Below are 23,913 nucleotides of genomic sequence, written 5' to 3' on the forward strand. Positions count from 1 at the left end.
GGTCCGGCCGCGGATCGCCGGCCGCAGCTGGTCAGGCCGGCGAACCGCCCTCGTCCCGCCCGCGCCGCACCGCGGCTCTGGCACTCGCGAGCTCATCACCGATGCGCTCCACCGCCTCGCGCACGTGCGCGTCCCCGCTGTCATCGGCGAGTTCGGCGCATTCGCGCAGCGCCGTCTCGGCGGCGGCCCAGTCGGCTCGCCCGACCGAAACCTCGGCCAGGTACGCGAGGGTGTAGGCCAGACTCCACGAGGGACCGAACGGCCGGACGAGATCAACCGCGGCGTGGGCTCCCGCGTGGGCGGCCTCGATGTCTCCGGCAAGCAGGTCCAGACGCGCCAGACTGCCCCGTTCGAACGCGATGACGGTCGGATCCCCGCCCCGCTCGGCCAGATCCAGCGACTTGGTGCGGAAGCTACGCGCCTCCTCGTGCTTCCCGGCCTCGAGCGCGAGGTTGCTGAGCATCGAGAGCACCGTCGTCAGCAGCCTCATGTCCCCGGCCTGCTCGGCGTGGTCCAACGACTCCAGCGCCGCCCGCCGCGCCTGGGTGTCCTGGCCGAGCATGGTCAGTGCCAGCGCCTGGTTGCCGGTGGCGCGGCCCAGCAGCAGCGGCACGAGGCTCCTGTCGTCGTCGCCGGCGGCACGGGCCGCCTGTTCGGCCTCCAGGGCCGCCGCCAGGGACTGCTCGTACCGCCCGAGGTGGAAGTCGGTGACGGACGAGGCCAGCCGGTCCAGAGCCAGGGCCGCGGCCGACACGCTGTCACCGGGCACGGGAGAGGAGTCGAGCAGGGCCCGGGCGTCCCTGGGCCGGCCCGCGGAGCACACCGCCTCCGCGAGAGCCGCCAGTGAGCGCGCCGCCGCATCGAACGCTCCCGCGCGAAACCGGCAGTCCAGCGCGCTGCGCAGCGCCTGCTCGGCCTCCGGGTAGCGTGCCATCCGCCGCAGGACCAGTCCGTGGCCGTGCCGGACGTCCGCCACCGTCGTGTCATCGGCGGCCGTGCCGAGACGCGCCACCAGCTCGGTGTAGTAGCCGTCCGCGCTGTCATTGGCGTACAGCGCCGAGGCACGGTCCGCCGCCCGGCGCAGCCAGGTCACGGCACGCGGGTCGTCCGCCTGGACGAAGTGGAAGGCGAGGGTGTCGACGGCGTCCGGGCGGTGCCGGAGCACCGCGTCGCCGTAGGCGCTGTGCATGACTCGGCGGCGGGCCGCGGTGAGCCTCTCGTAGCAGGCCAGCCGCACCAGCGGATGGCGGAAGGCGAAGCCCGGGGTGTTCCGGCCCGCCGAGGCGACCTCGCGCTCCTCGACCAGCCCCGCGGCCAGGACCCGATCGGCGGCGGCGGCGAACTCCGCCTCACCGAGCGGCGGATACAAGGCTGACCGGGCGACTTCCGCGGCCTCGCGCAGGGAAACGTCCCCGCCCGCCGCGGCGAGGACGTCGACGAGCGCCCGAGCCGCGTCGTCGAGGTGGTCCAGCCGGGCGTCCACGGCCGCGCGGACCGAGTCGGGGAAGCCGGCGGGCCCGGCTCCCACCCCAGCCGCGGAGGGCAGCCCGCTGTCGAGCAGCCTGGCCAGTTCCCCGGCGAACAACGGATTGCCCGCGGAGAGCCGGAAGATGTCGGCGACCTGGTCCGGCGCGGGCGCCGCGCCGCCGCACAGTCCGACCACGAGTCGTCCGCAGTCCCGTTCGCCCAGCCGCATCAGGTCCAGCCGCCGGGCCAGTCCCTGACGTACCGCAGCTTCGAGTACACGCCTGCGCGCCGGGTCCTGGGCGAGGTCCTCCTCCCGCGACGTCGCGACGAACCGCCATGCGCGCGTCCCGGTACGGCGGATCAGATGGTAGAGGAGCTGGAGCGAGCCGAGGTCGGCGGCGTGCAGGTCGTCCAGCACCACCAGGACTCCGGGGCGGGAGGCGCACGCCAGGCTCGCCAGCAGCCCGCCGACCGCGTGGAAGAGCCGCGCCCGCTCCTCCTCGGGGCCGAAGTCCGCGGTCGGCGCCGGCCCGAGCGCGGGCACCAGGCCGGCGAGGGCGGGGTACTCGGTGACGGCCGCCGCCTGCTGTTCGGCAGAGCGGTCGGCGAACCACGCATCGAGCGCCTCCGCCCACAGGCCGTACGGGGTCTGCCCCTCCGCTTCGTGACTTGCCCCCCACAGCACCAGTGCGCCCCGGCGGTGAGCGGTCAGCGCCGCCTCGGCGGCCAGCCTCGTCTTGCCGATGCCCGCCTCGCCCGAGACCAGGGTGAGGGGAGGTATCCCCGCCTCCTCGGCCGTGACCGCGCGCAGCACCTGTTCCCGGCCGAAGAGCGGTGTCCGCACCGCGAGCCGGATCGCCGCAGGAAGCGGCGGCCGCGCCGACGGCGTGGCCGCGGTGCGGCAGGACGCGGCCGACGCCCGTCGGCGCAGTTCCTCCAGACGGCCTCCGGGACGGACACCGAGCTCGGTCTCCAGCGCCTCGGTGGCGAGCCGGTACTGCCGCAGTGCTTGCTCGGGCCGGCGCAGGGCGAGCTGTGCGCGCATCAGGCTCTCGTGGGCGCGTTCGTCGGCAGGATGGGAGGACAGGGAACCCTCCAGCAGTGCGACGGCCTCCTCCGGACTTCCCTCGGAGAGATGGGTATCGGCGAGGGCGTGCAGTACCCGGTCGCGGAGCAGGGAGAGCGTCGTCCGCCGAGCCGTCAGCCATTCGGCGTAGGGATCCTCGGGCAGCAGGTCCTCCCGCAGGGCCTTCAGCGCCGCGTCGAGTCCCGCCACCCGCCGCCCGCCATCCGTGAACCCGTCGGTTCCGTCGAGCGCGGCGAGAGCGAGCGCCTCCGTCTCATCCACGTCCACCGTCACCAGCGTCCGCGACAGTGCCAGCAACTCGCCTTCCAGCAGCAGGTACGCGGACTCCTCGCGTGGCCGCAACTCCGGCTGCAGCGCGTGCCGCGCCGTGTGCAGGGCCACGCGCAGGCTGCTCATGGCAGCCTGGCGAGGGGCACCGGGGCGGCAGATCTCCCTCACCTGTTCGCGGTGCATACGATGGCCGGGCGCGACCGCCAGCAGCTTGACGAGGGTCTGGGCCCCCGGCCTGTGCCAACGCTCCAGTACGGGAAGTCCGTCACGTTCGGCCCGGAAGCCACCCAGCAGTCTGATCCGCAGGGGTGGAGCCTGGTTGGAGATCACCAGGGCACTGTAACGCCGGCCTGCGGAGCGGCTGTGCGCGCTGCCCCGTTCCCTCTGTCCTGACTGCCCCCTCGTCGGCGCAGCGGATCGCGCTGGTTGCAGTCAGCAACTGATCCTGCTCAATTCGACCTGGAACTCCGAGTCGTTCTCCGGTGACGCCGCTCCCACTGCCCGATTACGAGGCCGGGACGGCCACCTTCCCCTGCACGTCCTGTCGCGGGTCCTCGGACAGGGTGAGGTTACGGTCAGACGCCGGCCGGGGCCACGGGCGTCGGTGGGTTCGGTCGACGGCGGGGAACTGCATGTCACCGTGCACGAGAACACCCGTGACGTGGACCAATTGGATCTGGCCGATGTCATCTTCCGGAACGGGGCACCCGACGATCCGCGTTTCGGGTCCCCGTCGATCTGGACCGCCGAGGTGCTCCGGCGCTATCAGGGCTGTTCCCTTGCCGCCTATGTGACCGGACCAAAAGTCAGGGGCCGTCCACGGACGGCCCCTGACGCGTATCCCCCGCCCCTACGGCCTGCGCGCGACCGCCCCCTGATGCGACCGCGGTACGAACGTCCATGTACCGACGCCCGCCGCGTACGAGGCGGTCCCCCGGACGATCGCACGGACAACCGGGGAGCCGGCAGCCGCCGACAGCCCGCTGAGCGTCACCCCTTGACGCCGATTCCGCCGAAGGCGTCGACATCCGCGGACACGGTCGCGCTGTCGGCGTCGGGCCGCCACTCACTGAGCCGGACGAAGCCGGGCTCGAGAATCCGCAACCCGTCGAAGGCCTGACGCGTCACCGGCCCGCGGTGAGGGTGTCGAGGAGGGCCGCAGTGAACTCCTTGGGTTTGTCGATGTGGACGGCGTGGCCGGCGTCCGGGACGGCGGTTTCGCGGACGGGGCCGCCCGCGGCGGCGTAGTGATCGAGTGCGTGACGGGTCTGCGCGACCATGGGTTGCGCGGGGCAGTGCGCGGCGCCGGGCCAGCCGGGGACGGCGCCGAGTGCGCCGAGGTGGGCGAGGTCGAAGAGCGAGGTGTCGGAGACGATGAGGTCGTCGGTGCCGCGGATCCAGCCGATGGGCGGTTTGGGGTCGATCCGGTGCAGGTCGTCGATACGGAAGTGGGTTGGGGCCATGGCGTTGAGGACACCGCGGGGGCCGGGTGCGGTGCCGGGCCAGTTGTCGCTGGGGAGGGTGTCGCCGGGGTAGTGCTCTTCTCCCGTGCGGGTGGAGAGCATCGCGTCGACGAAGGCGTCCTCGAGTGCGGGGCGCAGCGGCGGTTTGACGTAGCTGGAGGCGAGGACGGCGCGGGGGGAGAGTGGTGAGTCCTCGCTGCGGTCGCCGTCTTTGAGGCGCTGGACGAATTCGGGATTGACGGTGCCTGCCCCGGAGCCGGCGCCGTCGGGGTGGTTGAGTCGGCCGTCCGGACCGTGGGTGCCGCCGAAGCCGTACGGGGAGACGGGGTTGACGAGGGTGAGGCTGCGGACGGCAGCGGGGTGATCGCGCAGGTGTTGGAGGGCGATGCCGCCGCCCATGCTCCAGCCGACGAGGTGGACGCGGTCGAGGGTGAGGGCGTCGCGGAGGGCGGTGAGGTCGTCGCTGTAGTCCCGGAGGCCGTGGGTGGCGTCGACGGGGAGCTGGTCGGTGTCGCCGAAGCCCCGGAGATCGACGGCGAGGGGGCGGTAGGGCTGGGGCAGGTCGAGCATGGCCTGCTGCCAGAAGGTGGCGGCGGATACGTTGCCGTGGACGAAGAGGACGGGTTCGCCGGTCCGGTCGGGCAGTTCGAGGAGGTTGAGGGTGAGCCGGGGGGTCGTGATGCGGCGAGCTTGGATGCCGGGCAGGAGTACGGGCGGTGTCATGGTCCGTCCTTGGGAGTGGCGGCGTCAGCCGAGCCAGGTGGCGATCTGGGCGCAGGCGGTGGAATGCCAGCCGAGTTGGAGGTGGTTGGCGGTGGAGATGAGGGAGGTTCCGGCAACGTTGGCGATGCCGGTCCGGTCGAGGGCGCTGTTGACGAATACCACGCCGTCGCTGGGGCCGCGGTTCTCGTTGTAGATACCGAGGACGCTGGGGGATCCGCCGGCGAGGAGGTAGGTGGCGACGGTTCCGGGGATGCCTGCCTTGTGGAGGGGGGCGATCAGGGAACCGGCGTCGATGGCGGTCTGGATGCCGCTGCCGGAGGTGTAGAAGCCCTGGCCGCCGTAGTAGGTCGTGTACCAGTCCTGTTGGGTCGTGTCGATGCCGTACGTGGCGTCCCAGCGGGCGAGCATCTGACGCTGTCCGGGGTAGACGTCGTAGCCGTCCGTGGGGGCGAAGGCGAATTCGGGGTGGGCGGTGTAGGTGCCGTAGCAGGTCATGTAGAGGTGGGGCGAGGGCGCGTTGACGCTGCCGCCGCACTGGGGCCAGATGCTGAAGTCGTGGGCCCAGCCGTGGGCGTAGGGGTAGTCGTAGCCGCCGTTGGGGCCGCCGAGGGTGAGGAGGCGGCGTACGTCTCCGGCATAGGGGCGTCCCCAGGTGGGGCGCACTGAAGAGACGTAGGCCCGGGTGGACATCTCCCCCTTGCTCCAGCCGACGAGGTCCACCTGGCTGACGCCGAGCCGGTCCTTGATGACGGCGATGGCGTCGCCGACCTGCTGGGCCTGCATCAGGTTGTCGCCCTGCTTGTGGGCGAAGTTGACGGCGAAGACGCGGTAGCCGCGGGAGGCGAGGTACTGCATAAGTCCGGTGCTGGGGCAGGACATGGCCCCGCAGCCGTAGCCACCGGCTTCGCCGGGGTTGGCCCAGGCGCGGTCGGCGTTGTCGTTGGCGCCGTGGACGAGGAGGACCGGGGTCTGGTGACTGCCGCTGTTCCAGCCGGGGGCGGAGTAGAGGAGGAAGCGGCCGGAATAGGGCTGCTTGACGCCGCCGAAGAAGGTGCGTCGCTGGCCGTCCTGGTCACCACGGCCGTCCGGAGGGTACTGCTCGGCATGGAAGCCGCTGGTGGTGTCGAGGTAGCGGTCGACGCGGTCCCAGCCATTCGCGACGGTGGTGTACGTGGCTTCGAGCGTGAGGTAGCCGGGTGGGGCGGCATGGGCCGGTGTGGTGGCTGCTCCGAGGCTCAGCAGTGTGAGGAGCAGGCCGAGCAGGGTGCTCGTTGCTCTGCGCATCGCGGCTCTCCGTCCGGGGGGGGTGGTCTCTGGTTCGAGTCCGCCACGGTAGGGCGGTGCGGGAGACCTTCCCATGGGGTGGGCAGCCATAGATGCGGGGCGGAGGGATGTGTCGTGTCGCCATGTGCCGGGGCTCGAAACCCGGGTTGCGAGACCCGAGTTCACGGCACCGACCTCGTGACCCCTCGCGAAGCAGCTCCCGCCTACGGCCGGCAGGCCGTCAGCACCGCCCTGGCCGCACTGTCGGTGGCCGGTCATCCGCGTCATGTACGGCGCCGGGTCGGCGAGCGGACGAAGTTCCGGATCAGACGCGCGTGACCAGGAAGTCCGAGTTCACGGAAAGCCTGTGGCTGCGTACATCGACGAGCCATCGGTCCTGGGCCGCCTGCGCGGACGGCACCGGGCGGTCCAAGTGGTCCAAGACCTGGGCGTACAGAGGGTGGACACGATTCTCCCGGGCCGCGACAAGAGCCGAGAGAAGCGGCCTGCTGTGCCGGGTCATGCGGTCTGTCTCGACCAAGACGGACACCTTGTCATCCGGGTGCAGACCGGGCAGACGGTCATCGAGCCGACTGCCGAGATCCATCCATGTGAGGGGTCGGGAAACGCGTGCTGCCATGCGCAATGCAGGTCTGATCAGGTCGGCACACGCCTGGATCTCGCGGAAGCTCGGCCGCGCGATGAGCAGATTCGCATGGGCCCGCCACGCGGCCATACGTGATGTGAGGTCGGAGGCCGGTGGGCTCCACATCGACGACGCACAGGCCCCGGCCTCGCGGAGCACCGACTGGAGCTGATCCAGGTGGAGGTGGTCGCCCACGAGATCGAGGTGGTCGAGGAGTCGCACCAACCGCCTGCCGGCCCGCTCGTCGTCCCGGGAAAGCAGCTGCGCCGGCGTGATGGCTGTGGGTTGCGGAGCGGCGAGGACCGGTGCCGCCGGCTCCACCGCTGGGCGCGGGGCCTCAACCCCCTCACCGAAGAGCGTGCGAGCGCGGTGCCCTCGGCTGGACGCCGAGAGTGATTCTCCGTCCTGGCTGCCGTCCCGGGCGGCCTCGGGAAGCAGGTCACTCGCAGGTCCTTTCCTGCCTGCGGATTTTGTGGATCCTGCCTGCTGTCTCTCGGGTATCAGCGGCTCGGTCGGTACAGGGGTGCCGGCCCGCCCGCGCGGGGCGGCGGAACTACGGGGTTCCTTGCCGCGCCGGACGAGGCCACCGGGGGTGAGAACGAGGCCCGGAGTCCGGATGCCGAACGAGGTCATGCGGCAGGCCGAAAGGGGAACCCATTCGACCGGGGTGTCGGGATACTGGGTTCCGATCTCCACGACGCGCGTGGCTCCGGACGGTCGGCATCGGATGCGAAGGGCGTGCCCCTGCCGGTCGACCTGCCAGTTGGCCAGCATGCTGTCCGGGCCGAAGAGCCACTCGATGCCTGCCCATTCGCTCCGGAGGCGGGAGTCGTCCGCCCCCCACAACGCCTTGGACTTGACGGCGAGCTGAACGCGGAGCAGCCGTGGCTGCCGGCCAAGGGTGTACAACACATCGACCCGCTCACGCAGGGCTTGGCCCTTCTGCTTGTAGCGGGGCTGGACACCTTTGAATTTCTGCTGCTTCAGCCAAGTGGCGAGTGCGCGCCCCATGTAGAGGTGATCCGCGCTGGCCTCGTTCGTCGCGCTTCGCCGGCAGTGTGCTGAGGCGATGTGGGCGAAGTGGCACTTCTTGTCGCGGTACTTGCGCGCGGCAAGCTTCTCGCCGCAGCCGCCGAGAAGCCTGCCGCAATAGAAGTCCTTCTGCGGGTGGAGGCGGATGAACCTGTCGTACTCCACCACGTCCATCGGCAGATAGACCGGCGAGTCCGCCCCGGGTGAACCCGATACTGCCGTCTGGACTTTGCGGGTGTCCTCTTCATCGACGGACAGGGGCATGGCGTACTCCGGGCTGATGCGGTGGGGCAGGGTGACGGTGGAGGTGTCGTTCTCGCCGTCGACCAGGGGTTTTCCAGGGTATGCCCGACGGCCACACGGTCGTACTCGGCGAGGACGCGGATGAGGTCCCTGAGCCGCCGCCGAAGAGAAATCCCCTGAGCACCGGCAGCGATCGCCATGGCGGGTGTCGCACGGTTCGCGGTGCTGCGGGTTGTCGTCTTCGCCGACCGGAACGCGCCCCGATCGCGCGACGACTCACCACTGAGCGAGATCGCGGTTGCGATGGCTGCCTGAGAGGGCGCCGCACACAGGAGCCCGTCCTGGTCTGCCGCATGGCCTGCCCCGTGGTCGGTCCGGTGGTCGCGCTGGTTGACTATCGTGGCTGAGCTGGACTGGATGAAGGGGCGTGCGGACGGATGGCGTACGGGCGGGCCGGACGGGTGCGGGTGCCGGTGGGGGACGATGCGGCGCGGTGGACGACCCGGGGCAAGTGCCTGCGCGTGCTCGTCGTCGTACACAACGTGACCGCCGCGACCCGGCTACTCGATGTACTCCCCCTGTTCGACGACGACTGGCGCGTCCAGCTGCTGGTGACCTGTACGGGCTCGTCGGCGTTCGCGGCCGGCACGGCCGAGTTGCTTGCCGATACCGGGGTGCCGGTCGTGCCGTACGAGCAGGCGACCGAGACGGAGGTGGATCTGGTCATCTCCGCCAGTTTTGGCGGCCAACTCGACTTCAATGAAGGGAAGTTGGCAATCCTTTCGCACGGTGTTGGCTACACTAAGAGGCTGGCAACACCGGACACCGGACACCGGACACCGGACACCGGGTCGGGGGCGGGGACGGTGCCTGTGCCCGTCTTCGGGCTCGCGCCGGAGTGGCTTCTGTCGCAGGGGGTGCCAGTCGCGGACGCGCTCGTCCTCTCCCACCCCGAGCAGTACGAACGATTGCGCATCGCCTGTCCCGAGGCGGCGCCGACCGCCGTTCTCGCCGGGGACCCCTGCTTCGACCGGATGCTCGCCGCCCGGCCCTATCGTGAGCGTTTCCGCCGCGCGTTGGGGGTGCGGGCGGGGCAGCGGCTCGTACTGCTCAATTCGACCTGGAACTCCGATTCGCTGCTCGGTGACGGCGAAGAGGGCGGTGGCGATGTCATCGCAGCGCTGCTGGATCGGGTCGCCACAGAGTTTCCCGTGGACGAGTACCGGTTCGCGGCCGTACTGCACCCCAACGTCTGGCACGGTCACGGACCCGGTCAGATCCGTGCCTGGCTCGATCGCGCGCGACGCGGCGGGCTGGCGCTGATCGATCCACTGAAGGGGTGGCGGCAGGCTCTGCTGGCCGCCGATGCGGTGATCGGGGACCACGGTTCCGTCACGTACTACGCGGCCGCCCTCGGCACTCCTGTGCTGCTGGGCGCCGCGCCGCTCGACGCCCTCGATCCCGCTGCGCCGATCTCCGCGTTCATGCGGGAGACGCCGCAACTCGATCCCGAAGTATCGCTGGCGGCGCAGATCGAGAGACTCATCGCCCATCACCGACCATTGCCGGGGCCCGCCGAGTTCACCACCTCCGTGCCGGGCGAATCCGCGGAGCGCCTGCGCAGGCTCTTCTACTCGATGATGGGTGCGCCGGAGCCTGCCCGGCCGGCCTCCTTGGAGCCGCTCCCGCTGCCCGCCTACGAAACCGGAACGGTCACCGTCCCCCTACGCGTTCTGTCCCAGGTACTCGGGCCGGGCGAGATCGCGGTCAGTCGCTGGGCGGGACAGCCGCCGTGGACGAGTGCGGATATCGGCGGCGACGGTGACAGTGATGGTGAAACGCACGTCGCCGTGCACGAAGACACCCGTGACGTGGACCAGTTGGATCTCGCCGACATCATTTTCCGGGACGGGGCACCGGACGATCCGCGCTTCGGGTCCCCGTCGGTCTGGACCGCCGAGGTGCTCCGCCGCTATCAGTGCTGTTCCCTCGCAGCCTATGTGACCGGGCCGTCCGCGTGTGTGGTCCGGATGCGCGGCGATGAGCCGCTGCGGGTGGTGGCGGCGTCCGCGACCGACACGGAGGGCGGCTGCGGTGTGGACCCCGCCGCGTACGCCTCTGCCCTGTACGCCTGGCTGGCCACGAGCAGCCACGATGCGGCCGCCCCCGACAAGAGGCTCGCGCGAGCCATTGCCGATGGGATCTCCGTGCGGACAGGTGCTCGGCTGCACCACGTACGCATCGAGCCTCTGGCACCTCCGCGATGACGGAGGTGCCGGAGCCGGAGGTCCCGGATCCGGAGCCGGAGGTCCCGGAGCCGGGAAGATCGCCTACGGGGTGACGGTCACGCAGCGTTCTCGCATGCGTCGCAGATGTGTCAGGTGGTACTCCGCGCGCTGGCCGTCGAGTGTGGTGATCGCCGCGTCGATCAGGGGCAGCGCCGCTTCGGTGTCCTCTCCGTCCAGCCAGGTCTCGGCCAGATCGGTGAGCGTCCGGGCCGTGTTGTACGTATCGCCGCTCTCCCGGAAGCAGCGCAATGCGGACTCCAGCCTCTCCCGGGCCTCCTCTCCCCGACCGAGCCCACGCAGGGCTCGTCCGCGGTGGCGCTCCAACAGGGCCTCGGCACGCGGCAGATCAGCTGCTCCCTCGTCGTGGACGCCCAGCGTGCTCAGGATGTCGCCCGCTTCCTCGAAGGACGCGTATGCCTCCTGGTAACGCCACTGACGCAGTCTCAACAATCCGAGGAACTCCACGGCCGAGGCGTGGCCTCGCTTGTGGCTTGCCGATTCCTCGGCCCGAGCCGCGGCCAGTGTCTCCGCCTCCGCCTCCTCCCAACGCCCCAATTCGGTGAGGCTGTGCGCCAGTTGCGCGTGGAGCGCTCCGGCGTCGAGGCTTCCCGGGAGATGGGAGTCGACGAGACGTGCTCCGATGCGCAGCGCGGGCAGCAGGGTCTCGTGATGCCCGGCCTTGAGCTGCAGCGGCCACAGGGAACGGCACAGGTGTACGGCGGTGTCCGGTTGGCCGGACTCCTCGGCGCAGCGAACGGCCTCGACCAGATTGCCCGACTCCGCGAGCAGCGCGTCGAGGGCGGCGCCCCGGTCCTCGTACACCTGCCCGGTCCGGTCGTCGGAGGGCGCCGGGACGCGCCAGCTCTCCGGGAGTGCCTGGTGGGCCGCCGATGCCGCCAGGTCCGCGTAGGCGAGGAGCGTGCGGGCCAGGGCTGCCGAACAGGCCGCGATGCCATCTACTCGGATCGCTGTCGCCTCGGCGTGTGCGCGGACTCCGGGGCGGTAGTGGTAGCGCCCGTTGTCGCTTCCGCTCCGGCTGCGCTCCAGGAGCATCCTGTCGGCGAGATCCTCCAGGAGTCCGGCCGTGACCGCCGGGTCCAGACCGGTGGTCCGTCCCGCCGTCGCGGCGTCGAAGGCAGGCCAACCGCGCAGCGCCATCAGCCGGTACAGCATGCCGGCTTCCGCCGTCAGGAGCTGATAGTTGTCCTCTGCCGCCCCTTGGACCGGGTCGCTGTTCACCGCGGCGCTGCGCGGCGGAAGCGTGGGGGCGGAGAGCCGGTCCGCTGCGGCGCGCAGGGCGTACGGGGATCCGCCGCACCGGTCGAGCAGCGACGGCAGCGTGGCGCGAGCCGCGGCGACGGTTGATTTGCCGGTGATGTCGGTGAGCAGACGCACGGCGTCCCGGTCGGTGAGCGGACCGACGGGGACCCGTACGGCGTCGAGCCCGGGAAACGGGGTCCGGGCGACCACGATCGTGAACACCCCGGGCGCCGACGTGAGGAACGGCCGGACCTGGGCCGCCGAGTGGGCGTGGTCGAGCACGACCAGGAGCCTGCGGTCCGCCACACAGTGCCGGAAGAACTCACCGAGCCGGTCGGTCGCGGGCGGCATCTCTTCGTCCCGCACGCCCAACTGGCGGAGCAGTGTGCGCAGTACGGTTCCGACGTCGCGCGCGCTCCCGGCGCCCCCGCCACCGAGGTCGGCGTAGATCTGGCCGTCCGGGAAGAGTCGGGTCGGCCGGGATCCGAAGTGCACGGCGAGCGTGCTGGAACCCATGCCGTCCGGGCCGTGCACCAGGGCGAGGCGGGGCCGGCCGTCCGCGCGCCGGGATGCCTCGCGCTGGAGTTGCTTCATCGCTTCCTTGCGGTCGGTGAAGAACCTGATGGAGGCGGGGAGGTGTGATTGCGATGCTGCTCGGACGGGAATGGGGCCGCCCTGCACTCTTGACGCGAACGCGCTCCAGGAAGCGGCGAGTTGTGGGTTCGTGCGGATCTGTTCGTGGACCATGCGGGCCACATCGTCCCGGTCGCCCGGGGCGACGGGCGCGGGGACCTCCCGCCCGACGACTCTCCGTACGAAGCCGCCGGTCGACTCCCAGGCCCATTTGCCGGCCTCGTTGGCCATCCCCGAACCAACCGCGCCGAGTACCGCCGAAATCGCCGCCACCGAAGTGGGATCCAGCATGTCGCGCACTCCTCGTTCCCGGTGTTCCGCGCGATGCGCCCTCCCCGGCACCGCCGCTGCCACCGTGCGGATCAACGTTAGCGTCAGACGGGCCGGCATCCCTTGGACATGGCGATGGTGATCGTCATGGCTTGACGCGGGACGATCCGCCCGCCTCTCAGGGCGCCGTGAACAGCCTGGGGAACCGGGGAGCGAGCCAGGGTCTGCGCCCCCAGGCGAGGACACGGCCCCGGGCCATGGCGCCCCATGGGTTGCAGCGGCCGAGTGCCATGAGGAAGAAGGTGACCGGTTCGATGAGGATGGTGCAGTCCGGGCGGGCCGGCGGTCGAGAAGTGACGGTCACGGCGCCGTCGGTGAATGTGACGCCGAAACGGGCGCCGCCCCACAGGCGGATCGTGTAGCGGGCCGTCAGCCGGGCGGTGGCGTCGGCGTCGGTCACCCGGGGCATCGCCGTGATCAGGAAGGGCAGCGACAGCTCGACGCGGGTGCGGTCGATCATGTGCGGGAGGCCCAGCGCACGGGCAAGGTCGTAGCCGTGACCGAGCATGTGCGTCAGCAGGTACGAGCCCAGCACCGCCCGGCTCATCGGGCCCAACGGCGTGACCACGGTCGCGTTCTCGTCCGTCGTGTACCGGTCCACCGCCGTGAGGTACGCCTCCGCGTGCGCCGCGATCATCCCGGCCAGCGGATCGGCGTCCCGCTCCGCGAAGGCGGCGAGCGCACGCTCGTTGGCCGCGGCCAGGCTCTGCGGCGTTCCGTCCCCGTAGACGCGTTCCTGGCCTGCCGCGATGCCGGCCATCAGCTCGTTGGCCTGCGCCAGGTGCGCCGCCGCCTGTCCCACGGTCCACTCCGAGCCGGGCACGGGGACGCTCGTGTCCGCAACTCCGCTCAGCACTTCGGCGATCTCCTCGGCGGTGGCACGTATCGCCTCGCCGAGCCCTTCGGGCAGCGTGCCTCGTACCTCGTGTCCGGTCACTGATTCCACTTCCACGTTTCTCCCCGCCCCGACGGCGTCTGCGCGCCGGATGCGCACAGCCCGCGGACCACCCACGGTGCCCGCGGTACACAAGACCAGGCGGCGGGGCCTGCGACAAGAGCCAGTCCTGCACCCGCCCAGTGACATCCCGCAGCGTGTCAGTGACATTGCCTACGCCGGTGGCGTGAGTACCGAGAACCACTCGCGCCTGATTGACACGATCGCCCAGCAGGTCGTCAACCTGCGTAACCGTCAGTGGGGCACGACGACTTCGTGGCCGACCTCACCAAGTGGGAGTGACAGTCGGCTGAAGGGCCGTGCAGCCCACCCTCACACCTCGCAAGCAAACCCGACGAACGCTGCCCAGGCTGTCGGAGCGAGGGCCAGACCGGGGCGTGCGATGTCCTTTGAGTCGCGGACATGGACGGTGCTGAGGCAGGTTGCTACCTCGACGCACTGGCCGCCATCACCAGCGCTATAGCTGGACTTGCGCCACGCCACGGCTACTTCCACGCAGCCACCACCGTCTCGGGCGCTGTGACTTCTCTCGAGCCAGGCAAGCTCGTTGGCGCAGCGCCCGGATTCATCCACACTCATGCCTCTCCCAACAACTTCTCGACCAAGGCCATCGATTCCTGCGGAGCCAGAGCCCGCCCGCGAAGGGCCCCGTACGTAGCTTCCAGCTCCCGGACGCGGTTTCGCTCAGTGTGCAGACGGCTGCCGCTCTGCACTTCCGTGTAGGCAATCCTCCGCCCGTCCTTAGTCTCCATCAAGGTGAAGGGACCTGCGAGCCCGGCGTGTTCACCGCGGTGCAGGGGCATGACTTGAATCTCAACATTTCGCATCTGCCCGATCAGTAGAACCTGCTCCAACTGCCCGCGCCAGACCCCTCCTCCGCCGATCCGCTTATGAAGCACGGTCTCCTCGACAACGAAGCTCAGGTTCGGCACGGGCCTGCGAGTGAAGATGTCCTGCCTTGCCATACGTGCCGCGACCCTGTGGTCAACGACCTCTTCATCCAGCAGCGGCCGCCACTGCCTGAACACCGCTCGCGCGTACTCCTCTGTCTGCAGTAGGCCGTTGACCGCCAAGGTGTCGTAGACGTGCAGTTCGACCGCCTCAGCCTCCAGCTTGGCCGCGTGTTGGAAGAACGACGGATACCGCGCCCGCGCCACCTCCCTCTTCATCGCGACAAGCAGCCCGCCCGCGCCCAGCACCTCATCCGCCCGGTCGATCATCTCCGGCTTCGGGATCCGCCGCCCCAACTCAACCGAGGCGATCTGGTCCTCCCCGTACCCGAGCCGCGACCCCAGCACTGCCCGTGTGAGGCCCTCCCGCTCCCGTAGCAGTCTCAGCTGCAGCCCGAAACACCGCAGGAAACCCACGGCCCCGTCGTCCCGCTCCGTCTCCGCCATCGCTCACCCCACCACGTACACCGCGCACACTCTGTCCGCAGAGACGTTACGCACAGCAACCACGCCCTGTACCCCCAATCCGTGCCGCTCCCTCGAACGGGGAGCACCCCTCCCCCGTGTCCGAACCCTCTCCGCTGTCAGCGGCGTACGCGGGCCGCGGCCACCCGTACAGTCCGCCCCCGTACAAGCGTTGCTGCTGGTGAAAGCGGTGGAGCTCCCGGCAGGCTCGCTCCCATGACCTCCCACACCGCCTCGCCCGAGGAAGAAGTAACGCGCCCCGAGCGCGAGTTCGTCATGCGCTTCACCTCCACACCACGAGGCGCCCGCCTCGCCCGGCTACTGATCGGCGAACGGCTGGACGCCTGGGGCCACCCCTACGGTTCGCACACCCACGACACGTTCTCGCTCATCACCGGCGAGCTGTGCGCCAACGCCGTGCAGCACGGCCACGTCCCAGGACGGGACTTCAGCGTCTCTCTGACGGAGACCGCCGGGGCGCTCCGTATCGAAGTAACCGACACCCGCACCGAGCGCCGCCCTGACCTCCACGCGCGCCTCACCACCCCCAGAATCCGAAGACGGCCGCGGACTCCTCCTCGTCGAGAACCTGGCCACCCGCTGGGGCGTCACACCGCGTGCCGGTGCCCCCGGAAAGACCATCTGGGCCGAGCTGTGAGCGAAGCGGGATGCACGTAACCAGAACTGTGCGCAGATCCTATGACTCGTGCTTACACTGTCGAATCACAGCGCCTTCACTTTCTCCACACAACGTGACTGACCGTCACATGCACTGATGGGCAAAGAGCTTGAACCGTCGCCTTCTCCATCTGACTGCGGAGAACTTCCGCACGGTGTCCTGCAGGGGTGGTGCACGATTGCCCGCCTCTATGCGCATGGGCGTCGCGCCGGAGTGTGATGACCGCCGACGACAGTGAGGCACAAAGAGTGAGCGAAGATCGCGTAGCTTCAGGCCGCCTGTCCAGATCCTGGTGCAGGCGCTCGAGCATCACACCGCGCGCCTGCACCCCCCGGAAAGGCCATCAGGGCCGAGCTGTGTACGAGGTGCGCAACGCACCTATCCCCTCGCAAGATCACCGGCCCGGCGAGTAACCCGCAGGTGGCCGGTGCAGTCGACTTCGGACATCACCCCCCACACTGCGGCTTCACCCACATGTCGGCTGGTAGGACTCCGTGGACCCAGCGATCACAGTCGAAATGGAGAAATCTCAATGAGCGCTTACGCCGACCTACTCGTCGACGGTACAACCCCGATGAGCGCGTACGAGGGGCAGGTATGGGACACGCTCAACGAGCACTGGGAGCGCCGCAACAACCGCCGTGGTCTGCCGAACTGGGCGAGCACCGCGCTCGGTCGCACCGGTGAGGTCGGAGGAAACGCCGTAAGACGGGTTTCGGACGCTGTGCCGGAGGCGGTCACGAAACCGATACGTCGCGCAGGCGACGCGGTAGCCGACAAGGCCATGCGACCGGCGCTCGCAGGCGCGGCAGCGTTGCTCGAGCTGGTCAACGACTGGGCCATGGATCTCAACGACCCGAAGAACGTCGAGAAGCTCGCCCGCAAGCGAGGCTTCGACATCGACAGTTTCACCGAACTGCGGCAGCAGGACCTCAAGGTCTGCGACCGGCTGCTGACCCGCAACACCCTCAAGTGGCGGACCACCGGCGCGGTTGAAGGCGGCGCCATGGGCCTGCTGGCCATGGTCCCCGTCGCCGGTATCCCCGTCGCGATGACAGCGGACATCCTCGTAGTCCAGGTCCTGAGCACGTCGATAGCAGCGCGCATCGCGTACTCCTACGGCTACGACGCCAAAGACCCCAAGGAGCAGGACTTCATCCAACGCCTGGTGCAGCGGTCCTTCATGGCACAGGCGGCCAAAGCCAAGCCGTTGCGTGAGGCCGCACTAGCGGCGGACGCGATCAAGGGACGCATAAAGTGGTCACAGAAGCTCCGCCAAGACCACCGCCTCCTGGCCGCCCTTGAGAAGTTGATGCAGCAGCTCGGCCCGGCCGGCTCCAGGGTGCCAGTCAAGAACGTCGCCAAAGTCGTGCCGGTCGTGGGTGTCCTCATCGGTGCCGGCATGAATTCCGCGGTCCTCGGCAGAGTGGCCGCCGACGCCCAGCGGTACTGCCAGACCCGATTCCTGTGCGAAAAGTACGGGCTGCCGCTGCCGGCCGCACTGGCGACCGACCAGGACGACGACCCCCAGACCGACCCGCCGCCACGTAAGTGACGGCCACTGGGTCCACGAGGCAGCAAACGGTGAGACAGTCGTCCCCCAGTTCCCCAAGAGCCTCCTGGAGCAGCGGAACACTTTCGTGCCCTACGAACCCAGCGATTGGCCGCCCACGCAGGTTCCGGTCAGCCCTCCCTGCGATACCGACGTCATCCGGAACTGGGCACGCGCCAACGGCTACGAGGTCCCCCGCCGATGTCCGCGACGCCTGGGAGCGAGCAACGCCCATGACCTGTGGTCGGTGTCGGGAGACACGCGAAGGGCGTACCTTCCCGAATGATCTTTTGATGGTCCTCGAGTAGGCCGACGTTGGCGCGTCGGTCGGGAAGGCACGCCCGTGCTCACCGTAGTGAATGACGACGGCTCAGGAAAGCAGTGGTCTTCAGCAGTCCCGGCGCGTGGGTACCGTGGTCGAGTGAGTCATGACATTCTCGCGGCGTGGGATCGCGTTGAATCCTGGCTGAAGGTCAACGCACCGAACTCGTACGTCTCGTTGCGGCCGCCCGCCGCACCGGAGCGGATCGCGGCGGCACAGGCACACATGGGTGTGAGCTGGCCGGAGGAGGTGTCGGCGCTGTGGCTGCGGCACGACGGCGCCCATTTCTTCGAGGTCGACGGTGACGAGGAAGGCGAGGTCGATCCGGCGAAGTTCCTGGCCCGGTACACCTTCCTGCCGCTGAACGAGGTCACCCGGGTGTACGCGGCACGCACCGATCCGGACATCGGCGCCGTCGGCTTTTCCAGGTGGGTGCCGCTGTCCGGTGCCGACGACGACTACTCGGGGGAGATGGTGGTGGCCGACGGGTCGGATGCCGGCCGGGTGGGCCGCTGGTTCTCGACCGACAGCGCCTACCTGCACAGTGAGTACAGCACCCTGGGCGGCTACCTGGAGGCCGTCGCGGAGGCGCTGGAATCGGGTACGGGACCGCTGGCGGACCGCAACGGAGTGGTGCCGGGGGTGGCCCTGGGGTGCCTGGTGTGGCAGAACCCGCGGGCGGTGTCCGCCGTACAAGCCCCCTGGGAACCCCTTCACGAGGGGCGCTGACGGGAGGCTGCCCCGCCGCCCGTCACAGGGCCGCGGGGGCACTCGGCCACCCTGGCGGCCGCGCCTTCCTCAACGGCCGTCTACGCTGCCATGTCTCTCACATCCGCTGGGAGAGACTCCAGGACGCCATGCCGTTTCCTGTCCCTCGGCTCGGTCGCCTCCGCACTCTCGGCCGGGCGGTGTGCCCGGACGCGGCCCACAGGTTGCCGAGAACCTTGCCGCAGCCAGCCCGGAGCACCCGTGGACCGGCGTGAAGTTCTCCTCGGCAAGATGTCAGTAAGACTGCTCCGCAGCCGGAGGAAAGCATTGTCAGCGGCCGGGTGATACTGGCGCGATGAAGGAGTGCTCCTCAACCGCAGTCAGTTCGGCCGAACCTTCCCTCACCTGGGTCGAGTCGATGGGCGGTCCCTTGATCGCCGTACCAGTTTCCGTATTGGATGAATGGCGTGGCTGCACGGAGTCGGGGATGATCATTGGCGACGGGGACGTCGCGGACGACTACGACCGCGCTTGCGAAGTGGACGAACTGGCCGGCGTGATTGCTATCGACGAGAAAGGCGCGAAGGGACTTGTCCTGGCAGACCAACCCGCAACCACCTGCTACCTGCCGGAACAGCAAGCCTTCGTCCGCTGGCTCGGCGCCGACTCCGAGGCCGACCTGATCGCCGCAGCCAAGGCTGTACTCACCGACCCCACCACCCAGTGGGAGAAGTGCGGTGCCTGGGAGACGGACGGCCCGGCGGTGCTCATGGACTCTGTCACCGCCGGAGCCGAATTGAACGGCGAGTACCCAAACGGCGGAGGACTGCCGGAGCAGGCCCCCGTCCCGATACAACCAGGCCGCTGGACAGTCCGTGCCGTCCACGCTTCCCCAAACGACGCCACTTCGGTTGGTCTGGTCCAACTTCTTCCCCTCGACGCTGTCTTCGGGAGCCGGGTCACTGCAGGGCGACTCCGCGAAGGTCCTTGCCCCCAGTAGGGTTCGCGCGCTCCCAGGAGCAACCCTGGGTCCCCCCGAAGCAGTGGCGGTCCAATCTGGCGGACCAGCGCAAGGAGGCGGCACGCTTCGTGCAACGCATGCTGTACTCGCTCCGCTCCAGCCCCACGGTACTCATCACCCACGCTCAGAACAGCAGACTGCACTGGCCCTGGCTCGAGGACGGCCGAGCGGTCCGCGACCTGCTGAAAACCGGGCACGCACCGGCCGGGCGGCTGGACGACAACCTGAGGGTGGTACGGATCCGCGGGCGATCGGGCAGGGAGGCCGCCCAGTGGTGGGGGGGTCGGGAAGCCGGGCGAGCCCAACGGCCGGCCCGCCGGCTTCTGGGCCCATGCCGTCGAGGGTGGTTGCGCGCGCCCCTCGGACGACCGTGTCTTCTACAGCGCCACGAGCCGCCCACAGACCCAGCCGGTCTCGCCCGCGCTGGACCGCCTGGCGGCGCGGGTCAACGCTGCGGGCAAGCTGGCCTCCCAGGCCGGAACCAACGCCTTCAACCCGACGCTCGTCGAGATCGCGGTGCTCGGCTGCCACCCGGACGGTGACAGCTCGGGGCAGCACGACCAGCCGCAGGCCATCGCCCTCGCCATGCATCAACTGCGCCAGGCGCCTGACCATCCTGATGCACTGTCCCTGCCGCTCCCGCTCCATCTGGCAGGCCAGGCCCAGGAGTACGTACTGCCGATGCTCGCTGCGGAGGGCGACGGTACTGGCGCCGCCCCTGCGAGTGCTGTGGTCCCGGACCCGGACGGAGTGGAGCCTCCCTCCGCAGACCATACCGACGGGCAGGAACAGCTGCCCCTCTTCTGACATGTAACTCATTCGCGAGCTCCAGCGCCCACCTGGCGACTCTCTCCTCCTCCGCTCCGCAGCTGATCACCCGTACGCCTTCTCGTCGGCCCGGTATCCGCACGATCCGGGCTGTGGGCCGGCGATCCGATCCACGGCCGAACCCAGCAGTCAGGCGCGAGGAGGGGCCGTCGCGAGCTCATCTACGATCGTCCGCGTGTGCGCAAACGTCATAGTCGCCGAAGACGACGAGAAGCAGGCCGAACTCGTACGCCGCTACCTCGAACACGAGGGGCACGCGGTCAGAGTCGTCGGGGACGGCCTCGCGGCCCTCGCCGAGGTCCGGCACCGGGAGCCCGATCTGCTGGTGCTCGACGTGATGATGCCGCGGGCCGACGGTCTGGACGTCGTACGTGTGCTGCGCGCCGAGAACCGGGAGGTGCCGGTGCTGATGCTCACGGCCCGCAGTACGGAGGACGATCTGCTGCTGGGCCTGGATCTCGGCGCGGACGACTACGTGACGAAGCCTTACAGCCCACGTGAGTTGATGGCGCGTGTACGGACGCTGCTGCGTCGCACCCGTCGGGTTGCGACGGACGCCGATCCCGCCGCGGATCAGGTGCTGACGGTGGGTGCGCTGATGGTCGATCCGGTCCGGCACGAGGTGTCGGTCGAGGGCCGGTTCGTGGAGTGCACGCCCGGTGAGTTCCGGATTCTCGCCGCCATGGCCGCCGAGCCGGAACGGGTCTTCAGCCGGCAGCGGCTCCTGGAGGAGCTGCACGGCTTCGACCGGTACATCAGCTTTCGCACGGTCGACGTGCACATCATGAACCTGCGGAAGAAGATCGAGCCCGCACCGCGTCGGCCGACGCGGCTGCTCACCGTTTTCGGTGTGGGGTACAAGCTGACGGATCCGGTCAGGAAAGCGTCGCGTGCGTCGTCGTAGCGAGGGTCGTAGCGGGGTGGGTGCCGTGCCCGTTCGTCGTGAGCGGCGGGCCCGACTGCCGCTCCGCAAGAGTCTGTTCGGCCGCCTGCTCGCGGTATCGGCGCTGGTGGCGGCGTGTTCGGTGGCCGCCACCGCCTGGCTCGCCGTCCAGACCACTTCCGGCGCCATCAAGCGGGAGCAGGGGCAGAATCTCACCGCCGACGCGCGGATCTACAACACCCTGCTCGGATATGCGGCGGCCCATCCCACCTGGGACGGCGTCGGGAGCACCGTGCGTGACCTGGCGCGGCAGTCCGGTCGGCGGATCGCCCTCACGACCGAACAGCGCCGGCCCCTCGCCGATTCCGTCACCGTGTCGTCGCCGCCCGCGCTGCCGCCCCAGGCGTCGGCGATCGTCGATCCACTGTCCGTGGACACGGCGCTGTCCCGGACGGTGGGCCTGGCGGCGGGTGCCGCGTCCGACCGCGTCGACCCGCGCGCGGTCGGTCCGTTCCGGCTCCCGAGGGCCGAACGTGCGGCCCTGCAACGTGCCGCCGAGCGGAGTGTGGCCTGCCTGAGCCGGTCCGGGGTCGCGGCGGACGCGGTCCAGGAGCCGAGTGGCCGTCCGCGCATAGAGGTCGTCGGCAACGATCCCGGCCGGGTGGAGGACACCCGGTGCGCGTCCGACGACCTGGTCTACCCGACAGCGACCGAGCGCAAGGCGCTCGGGGAGCTCAACCAGTTGGCCAATGCCTGCCTGAAGCGTCAGGACCGCGCGGGCGTAGTACTCAATCTGGACCTGTCCTGGAACGGCCGACCCGAACCGGTGCCGAGGGCGGCTTCCGAGGCCCGGACGGCCACCCCCGTACCGAGCGTCCGCACCGGCGACGACGACCGGGCCACTGCCTCCTGTGTGGGCACGGCCCGCCGAGAGCAGCTCAGTTCCTATGTCGCTTCGCCCGCGCTGCTGTTCATCGGTGACGAGGGCAGCACGACCGTGCCCGGCTTCGATCTCTCCCCGGCGAACACCGCGAAGATCGCGGGCGCCGCAGCGCTCGTCCTGGCACTCACCGTCGGGGCCACGGTGCTGGCCGGGGCACGGCTCGTACGTCCGCTGCATGCCCTCACCGGTGCGGCGCAGCGGATGCGGGACGGGGAGGACTCGGCGCCCGTACTGGTCACCGACGACAACGAGATCGGGCGGCTCGCCGCGGCCTTCAATGACATGGCCGCCCACCGCGCCCGCCTCGAAGGGCAGCGCAAGGACATGGTCAGCGATGTCGCCCATGAACTGCGCACCCCGCTGAGCAATATCCGCGGCTGGCTGGAGGCGGCGCAGGACGGTCTCGCGGAGCCCGATCCGGCGTTCATCTCCTCGCTCCACACGGAGGCCGTGCAACTGCAGCACATCATCGACGACCTCCAGGATCTGGCCGCCGCCGACGCGGGTGCGTTGCGACTGCATCCCGAGCCGGTACGTATCGAGGAGGTGCTGGACCAGGTCGCCGCGGCCCACCAGGGGCGGGCCGAGACCGCGGGAGTCACGCTGACGGTTCTCACGGCGACGGTCGGCTCCCCCTCTCCCGGGCTGACGGCCGACCCGGTCCGGCTGCGCCAGGCCATCGGCAACCTGGTCTCCAACGCGGTGCGTCACACCCTGTCGGGTGGAAGTGTCACATTGCGCGCGTACGGCTCATCGCGTGAGTACGGCTCCGAGTCCGCGGACGAGGTGGTGGTGGACGTCGCCGATACCGGCAGCGGCATCTCGGCCGGTGATCTGCCGCATGTCTTCGACCGCTTCTGGCGCGCCGAGAAGTCCCGCAGTCGCCGCACCGGCGGCAGCGGTCTGGGCCTGGCGATCGTACGGAAGCTCATCGAGGCGCACGGCGGATCGGTGAGCGTGGTGAGCGTCGAGGGGCAGGGCTCGGTGTTCACGCTCCGACTGCCCGCGGACGCGGCAGGGTTGGGACCGGAGACGGTTCCGCAGATGAGGCTGGGCCAGGGGCATGGCTCGGGTGAGCCGGGAGAGACCTCGGCTGTCGTGTCGAGGAACGGTTCTGGCGGCGGCGGGAACGGCACCGACAGCGGCGACCGCGATGCGAGGCGGATCTGATGCGATGACCACAGCGATCTGACAGCTTCTTCATAACTTCACGCCAGCCTGTCGGCACGCCTTGCGCCCGGTGCGAACCGGCATCCGGGCACCACCGAGGCCGACCTGGAATGGAGCCATGTCCATGCCCCACCGTCTGTCCCTCCGTACCGCAGTCCTTGCCGCCGTCGCGGCCGGCGCGGTACTCATCCCGTCCGCAGCGGCGTTCGCCGACAGCACGCCCACGCCCACACCTTCGACGCCGTCCGTCGAGCGGTCCGCCGCGGCCGCGCGGGGAGCACAGCCGTCGGTGGTACCCCGTGGCGGGGTCGCCGCCGGCGACGTTCCCGCTCCGGTGCGTTCCGAGCGAGCTGCCGCGGTCGAGCGAGCGGGTGTCGCCAAGGGTTCGACTGTCCCCGCTCCGCGTGGCGGAGTCGCCGCGGGTGAGCGACCGGCCGACACGTCGGGCGACCGCACCACCGCCCTTGCCGGGTCGGCCGCGGCCGCTCTGCTGATCGCGGGAGCGGGAACGATCGTGCTGCGCCGCCGCTCCGCCGCACAGCAGGGCCGCTGAGCTGACGACGTGTCACTTCACTCATGTCACAACATGTGACATTGCTCGTGCACGCCATGTGACATCGCACGACACGTGACATCACTCGGCAAGTGACCGAGCACGGCAGCCGACGGCGCGCAGCAGTCGACCTGCCGCGTGGCGCCGCCCCCTACCGGCGGCGCCCCGACCCCGCGACC

Annotated in this window: 16 protein-coding genes and 2 pseudogenes; 9 read left to right on the forward strand and 9 right to left on the reverse strand. The window is 69.9% G+C overall.

What is annotated here, in order from left to right:
* Positions 1-31 precede the first annotated feature (31 nt).
* From ACFU8Q_RS20730 to ACFU8Q_RS20750, 5 genes are all read right to left on the reverse strand, one after another.
* Positions 32-3,154: an ATP-binding protein gene (locus tag ACFU8Q_RS20730; RefSeq protein WP_384455869.1), complete on the reverse strand. Its 3,123-nt coding sequence runs from the start codon at positions 3,152-3,154 to the stop codon at positions 32-34.
* A gap of 660 nt (positions 3,155-3,814) precedes the next feature.
* Entirely contained in the window at positions 3,815-3,952 is a 138-nt protein-coding gene (locus ACFU8Q_RS20735; protein ID WP_384455872.1) for an SAM-dependent methyltransferase, read from the reverse strand.
* Positions 3,949-5,010 carry an alpha/beta fold hydrolase gene (locus tag ACFU8Q_RS20740; RefSeq protein ID WP_384455875.1) on the reverse strand — a complete coding sequence of 354 codons (1,062 nt, stop codon included), beginning with the start codon at positions 5,008-5,010 and terminating at the stop codon, positions 3,949-3,951. Before ACFU8Q_RS20740 ends, ACFU8Q_RS20735 begins: the two co-directional genes overlap by 4 nt.
* Before the next feature lie 24 nt (positions 5,011-5,034).
* Positions 5,035-6,294, reverse strand: coding sequence for an esterase/lipase family protein (locus ACFU8Q_RS20745; RefSeq protein WP_384455878.1), 1,260 nt, complete (start codon positions 6,292-6,294; stop codon positions 5,035-5,037).
* Between the two features lie 304 nt (positions 6,295-6,598).
* Positions 6,599-8,215 carry a competence protein CoiA family protein gene (locus ACFU8Q_RS20750; protein ID WP_384455881.1) on the reverse strand — a complete coding sequence of 539 codons (1,617 nt, stop codon included), beginning with the start codon at positions 8,213-8,215 and terminating at the stop codon, positions 6,599-6,601.
* Positions 8,216-8,631: 416 nt separating this feature from the next.
* Between ACFU8Q_RS20750 and ACFU8Q_RS20755 the strand changes: the two genes are divergently transcribed.
* Positions 8,632-10,461: a hypothetical protein gene (locus tag ACFU8Q_RS20755; protein WP_384455884.1), complete on the forward strand. Its 1,830-nt coding sequence runs from the start codon at positions 8,632-8,634 to the stop codon at positions 10,459-10,461.
* Between the two features lie 63 nt (positions 10,462-10,524).
* Here the strand turns inward: ACFU8Q_RS20755 and ACFU8Q_RS20760 are convergent, their stop codons facing one another.
* From ACFU8Q_RS20760 to ACFU8Q_RS20775, 4 genes are all read right to left on the reverse strand, one after another.
* A complete protein-coding gene (locus ACFU8Q_RS20760; RefSeq protein WP_384455887.1) occupies positions 10,525-12,666 on the reverse strand; it encodes a tetratricopeptide repeat protein in 2,142 nt (713 codons plus the stop codon).
* A gap of 157 nt (positions 12,667-12,823) precedes the next feature.
* On the reverse strand, positions 12,824-13,642 hold the full coding sequence (locus tag ACFU8Q_RS20765; RefSeq protein ID WP_384455913.1) for a maleylpyruvate isomerase family mycothiol-dependent enzyme: 819 nt from the start codon (positions 13,640-13,642) through the stop codon (positions 12,824-12,826).
* 330 nt (positions 13,643-13,972) lie between these two features.
* Positions 13,973-14,239, reverse strand: a complete 267-nt coding sequence (locus ACFU8Q_RS20770; RefSeq protein WP_384455890.1) for a DUF397 domain-containing protein — start codon at positions 14,237-14,239, stop codon at positions 13,973-13,975.
* Positions 14,236-15,057, reverse strand: a complete 822-nt coding sequence (locus tag ACFU8Q_RS20775; protein ID WP_384455893.1) for a helix-turn-helix domain-containing protein — start codon at positions 15,055-15,057, stop codon at positions 14,236-14,238. The genes ACFU8Q_RS20770 and ACFU8Q_RS20775 overlap by 4 nt, the downstream gene beginning before the upstream one ends.
* A gap of 234 nt (positions 15,058-15,291) precedes the next feature.
* Here ACFU8Q_RS20775 and ACFU8Q_RS20780 point away from each other — a divergent pair.
* The 8 genes and pseudogenes from ACFU8Q_RS20780 to ACFU8Q_RS20815 all read left to right on the forward strand — a co-directional run bounded on the left by ACFU8Q_RS20780 (position 15,292) and on the right by ACFU8Q_RS20815 (position 23,734).
* Positions 15,292-15,733 (forward strand): annotated as a pseudogene (locus tag ACFU8Q_RS20780) (ATP-binding protein).
* A 553-nt stretch (positions 15,734-16,286) separates the two neighbouring features.
* Positions 16,287-17,309, forward strand: coding sequence for an EcsC family protein (locus ACFU8Q_RS20785; RefSeq protein ID WP_384455896.1), 1,023 nt, complete (start codon positions 16,287-16,289; stop codon positions 17,307-17,309).
* Positions 17,310-17,727: 418 nt separating this feature from the next.
* Positions 17,728-18,357 (forward strand): SMI1/KNR4 family protein, encoded by a 630-nt coding sequence (locus tag ACFU8Q_RS20790; protein WP_384455898.1) that lies wholly within the window; start codon positions 17,728-17,730, stop codon positions 18,355-18,357.
* Positions 18,358-18,691: 334 nt separating this feature from the next.
* Positions 18,692-19,336, forward strand: coding sequence for an Imm21 family immunity protein (locus tag ACFU8Q_RS20795; protein ID WP_384455901.1), 645 nt, complete (start codon positions 18,692-18,694; stop codon positions 19,334-19,336).
* Positions 19,337-19,434: 98 nt separating this feature from the next.
* A pseudogene (locus ACFU8Q_RS20800) lies at positions 19,435-20,164 on the forward strand (RNAseH domain-containing protein).
* Positions 20,165-20,360: 196 nt separating this feature from the next.
* A complete protein-coding gene (locus ACFU8Q_RS20805) occupies positions 20,361-21,089 on the forward strand; it encodes a response regulator transcription factor (protein WP_384455904.1) in 729 nt (242 codons plus the stop codon).
* Positions 21,090-21,114: 25 nt separating this feature from the next.
* Positions 21,115-23,181 carry a sensor histidine kinase gene (locus ACFU8Q_RS20810; protein ID WP_384455907.1) on the forward strand — a complete coding sequence of 689 codons (2,067 nt, stop codon included), beginning with the start codon at positions 21,115-21,117 and terminating at the stop codon, positions 23,179-23,181.
* 124 nt (positions 23,182-23,305) lie between these two features.
* Entirely contained in the window at positions 23,306-23,734 is a 429-nt protein-coding gene (locus ACFU8Q_RS20815; RefSeq protein WP_384455910.1) for a hypothetical protein, read from the forward strand.
* Positions 23,735-23,913: the final 179 nt, after the last annotated feature.

Source organism: Streptomyces sp. NPDC057543, assembly GCF_042801895.1.
Classification (GTDB): domain Bacteria; phylum Actinomycetota; class Actinomycetes; order Streptomycetales; family Streptomycetaceae; genus Streptomyces.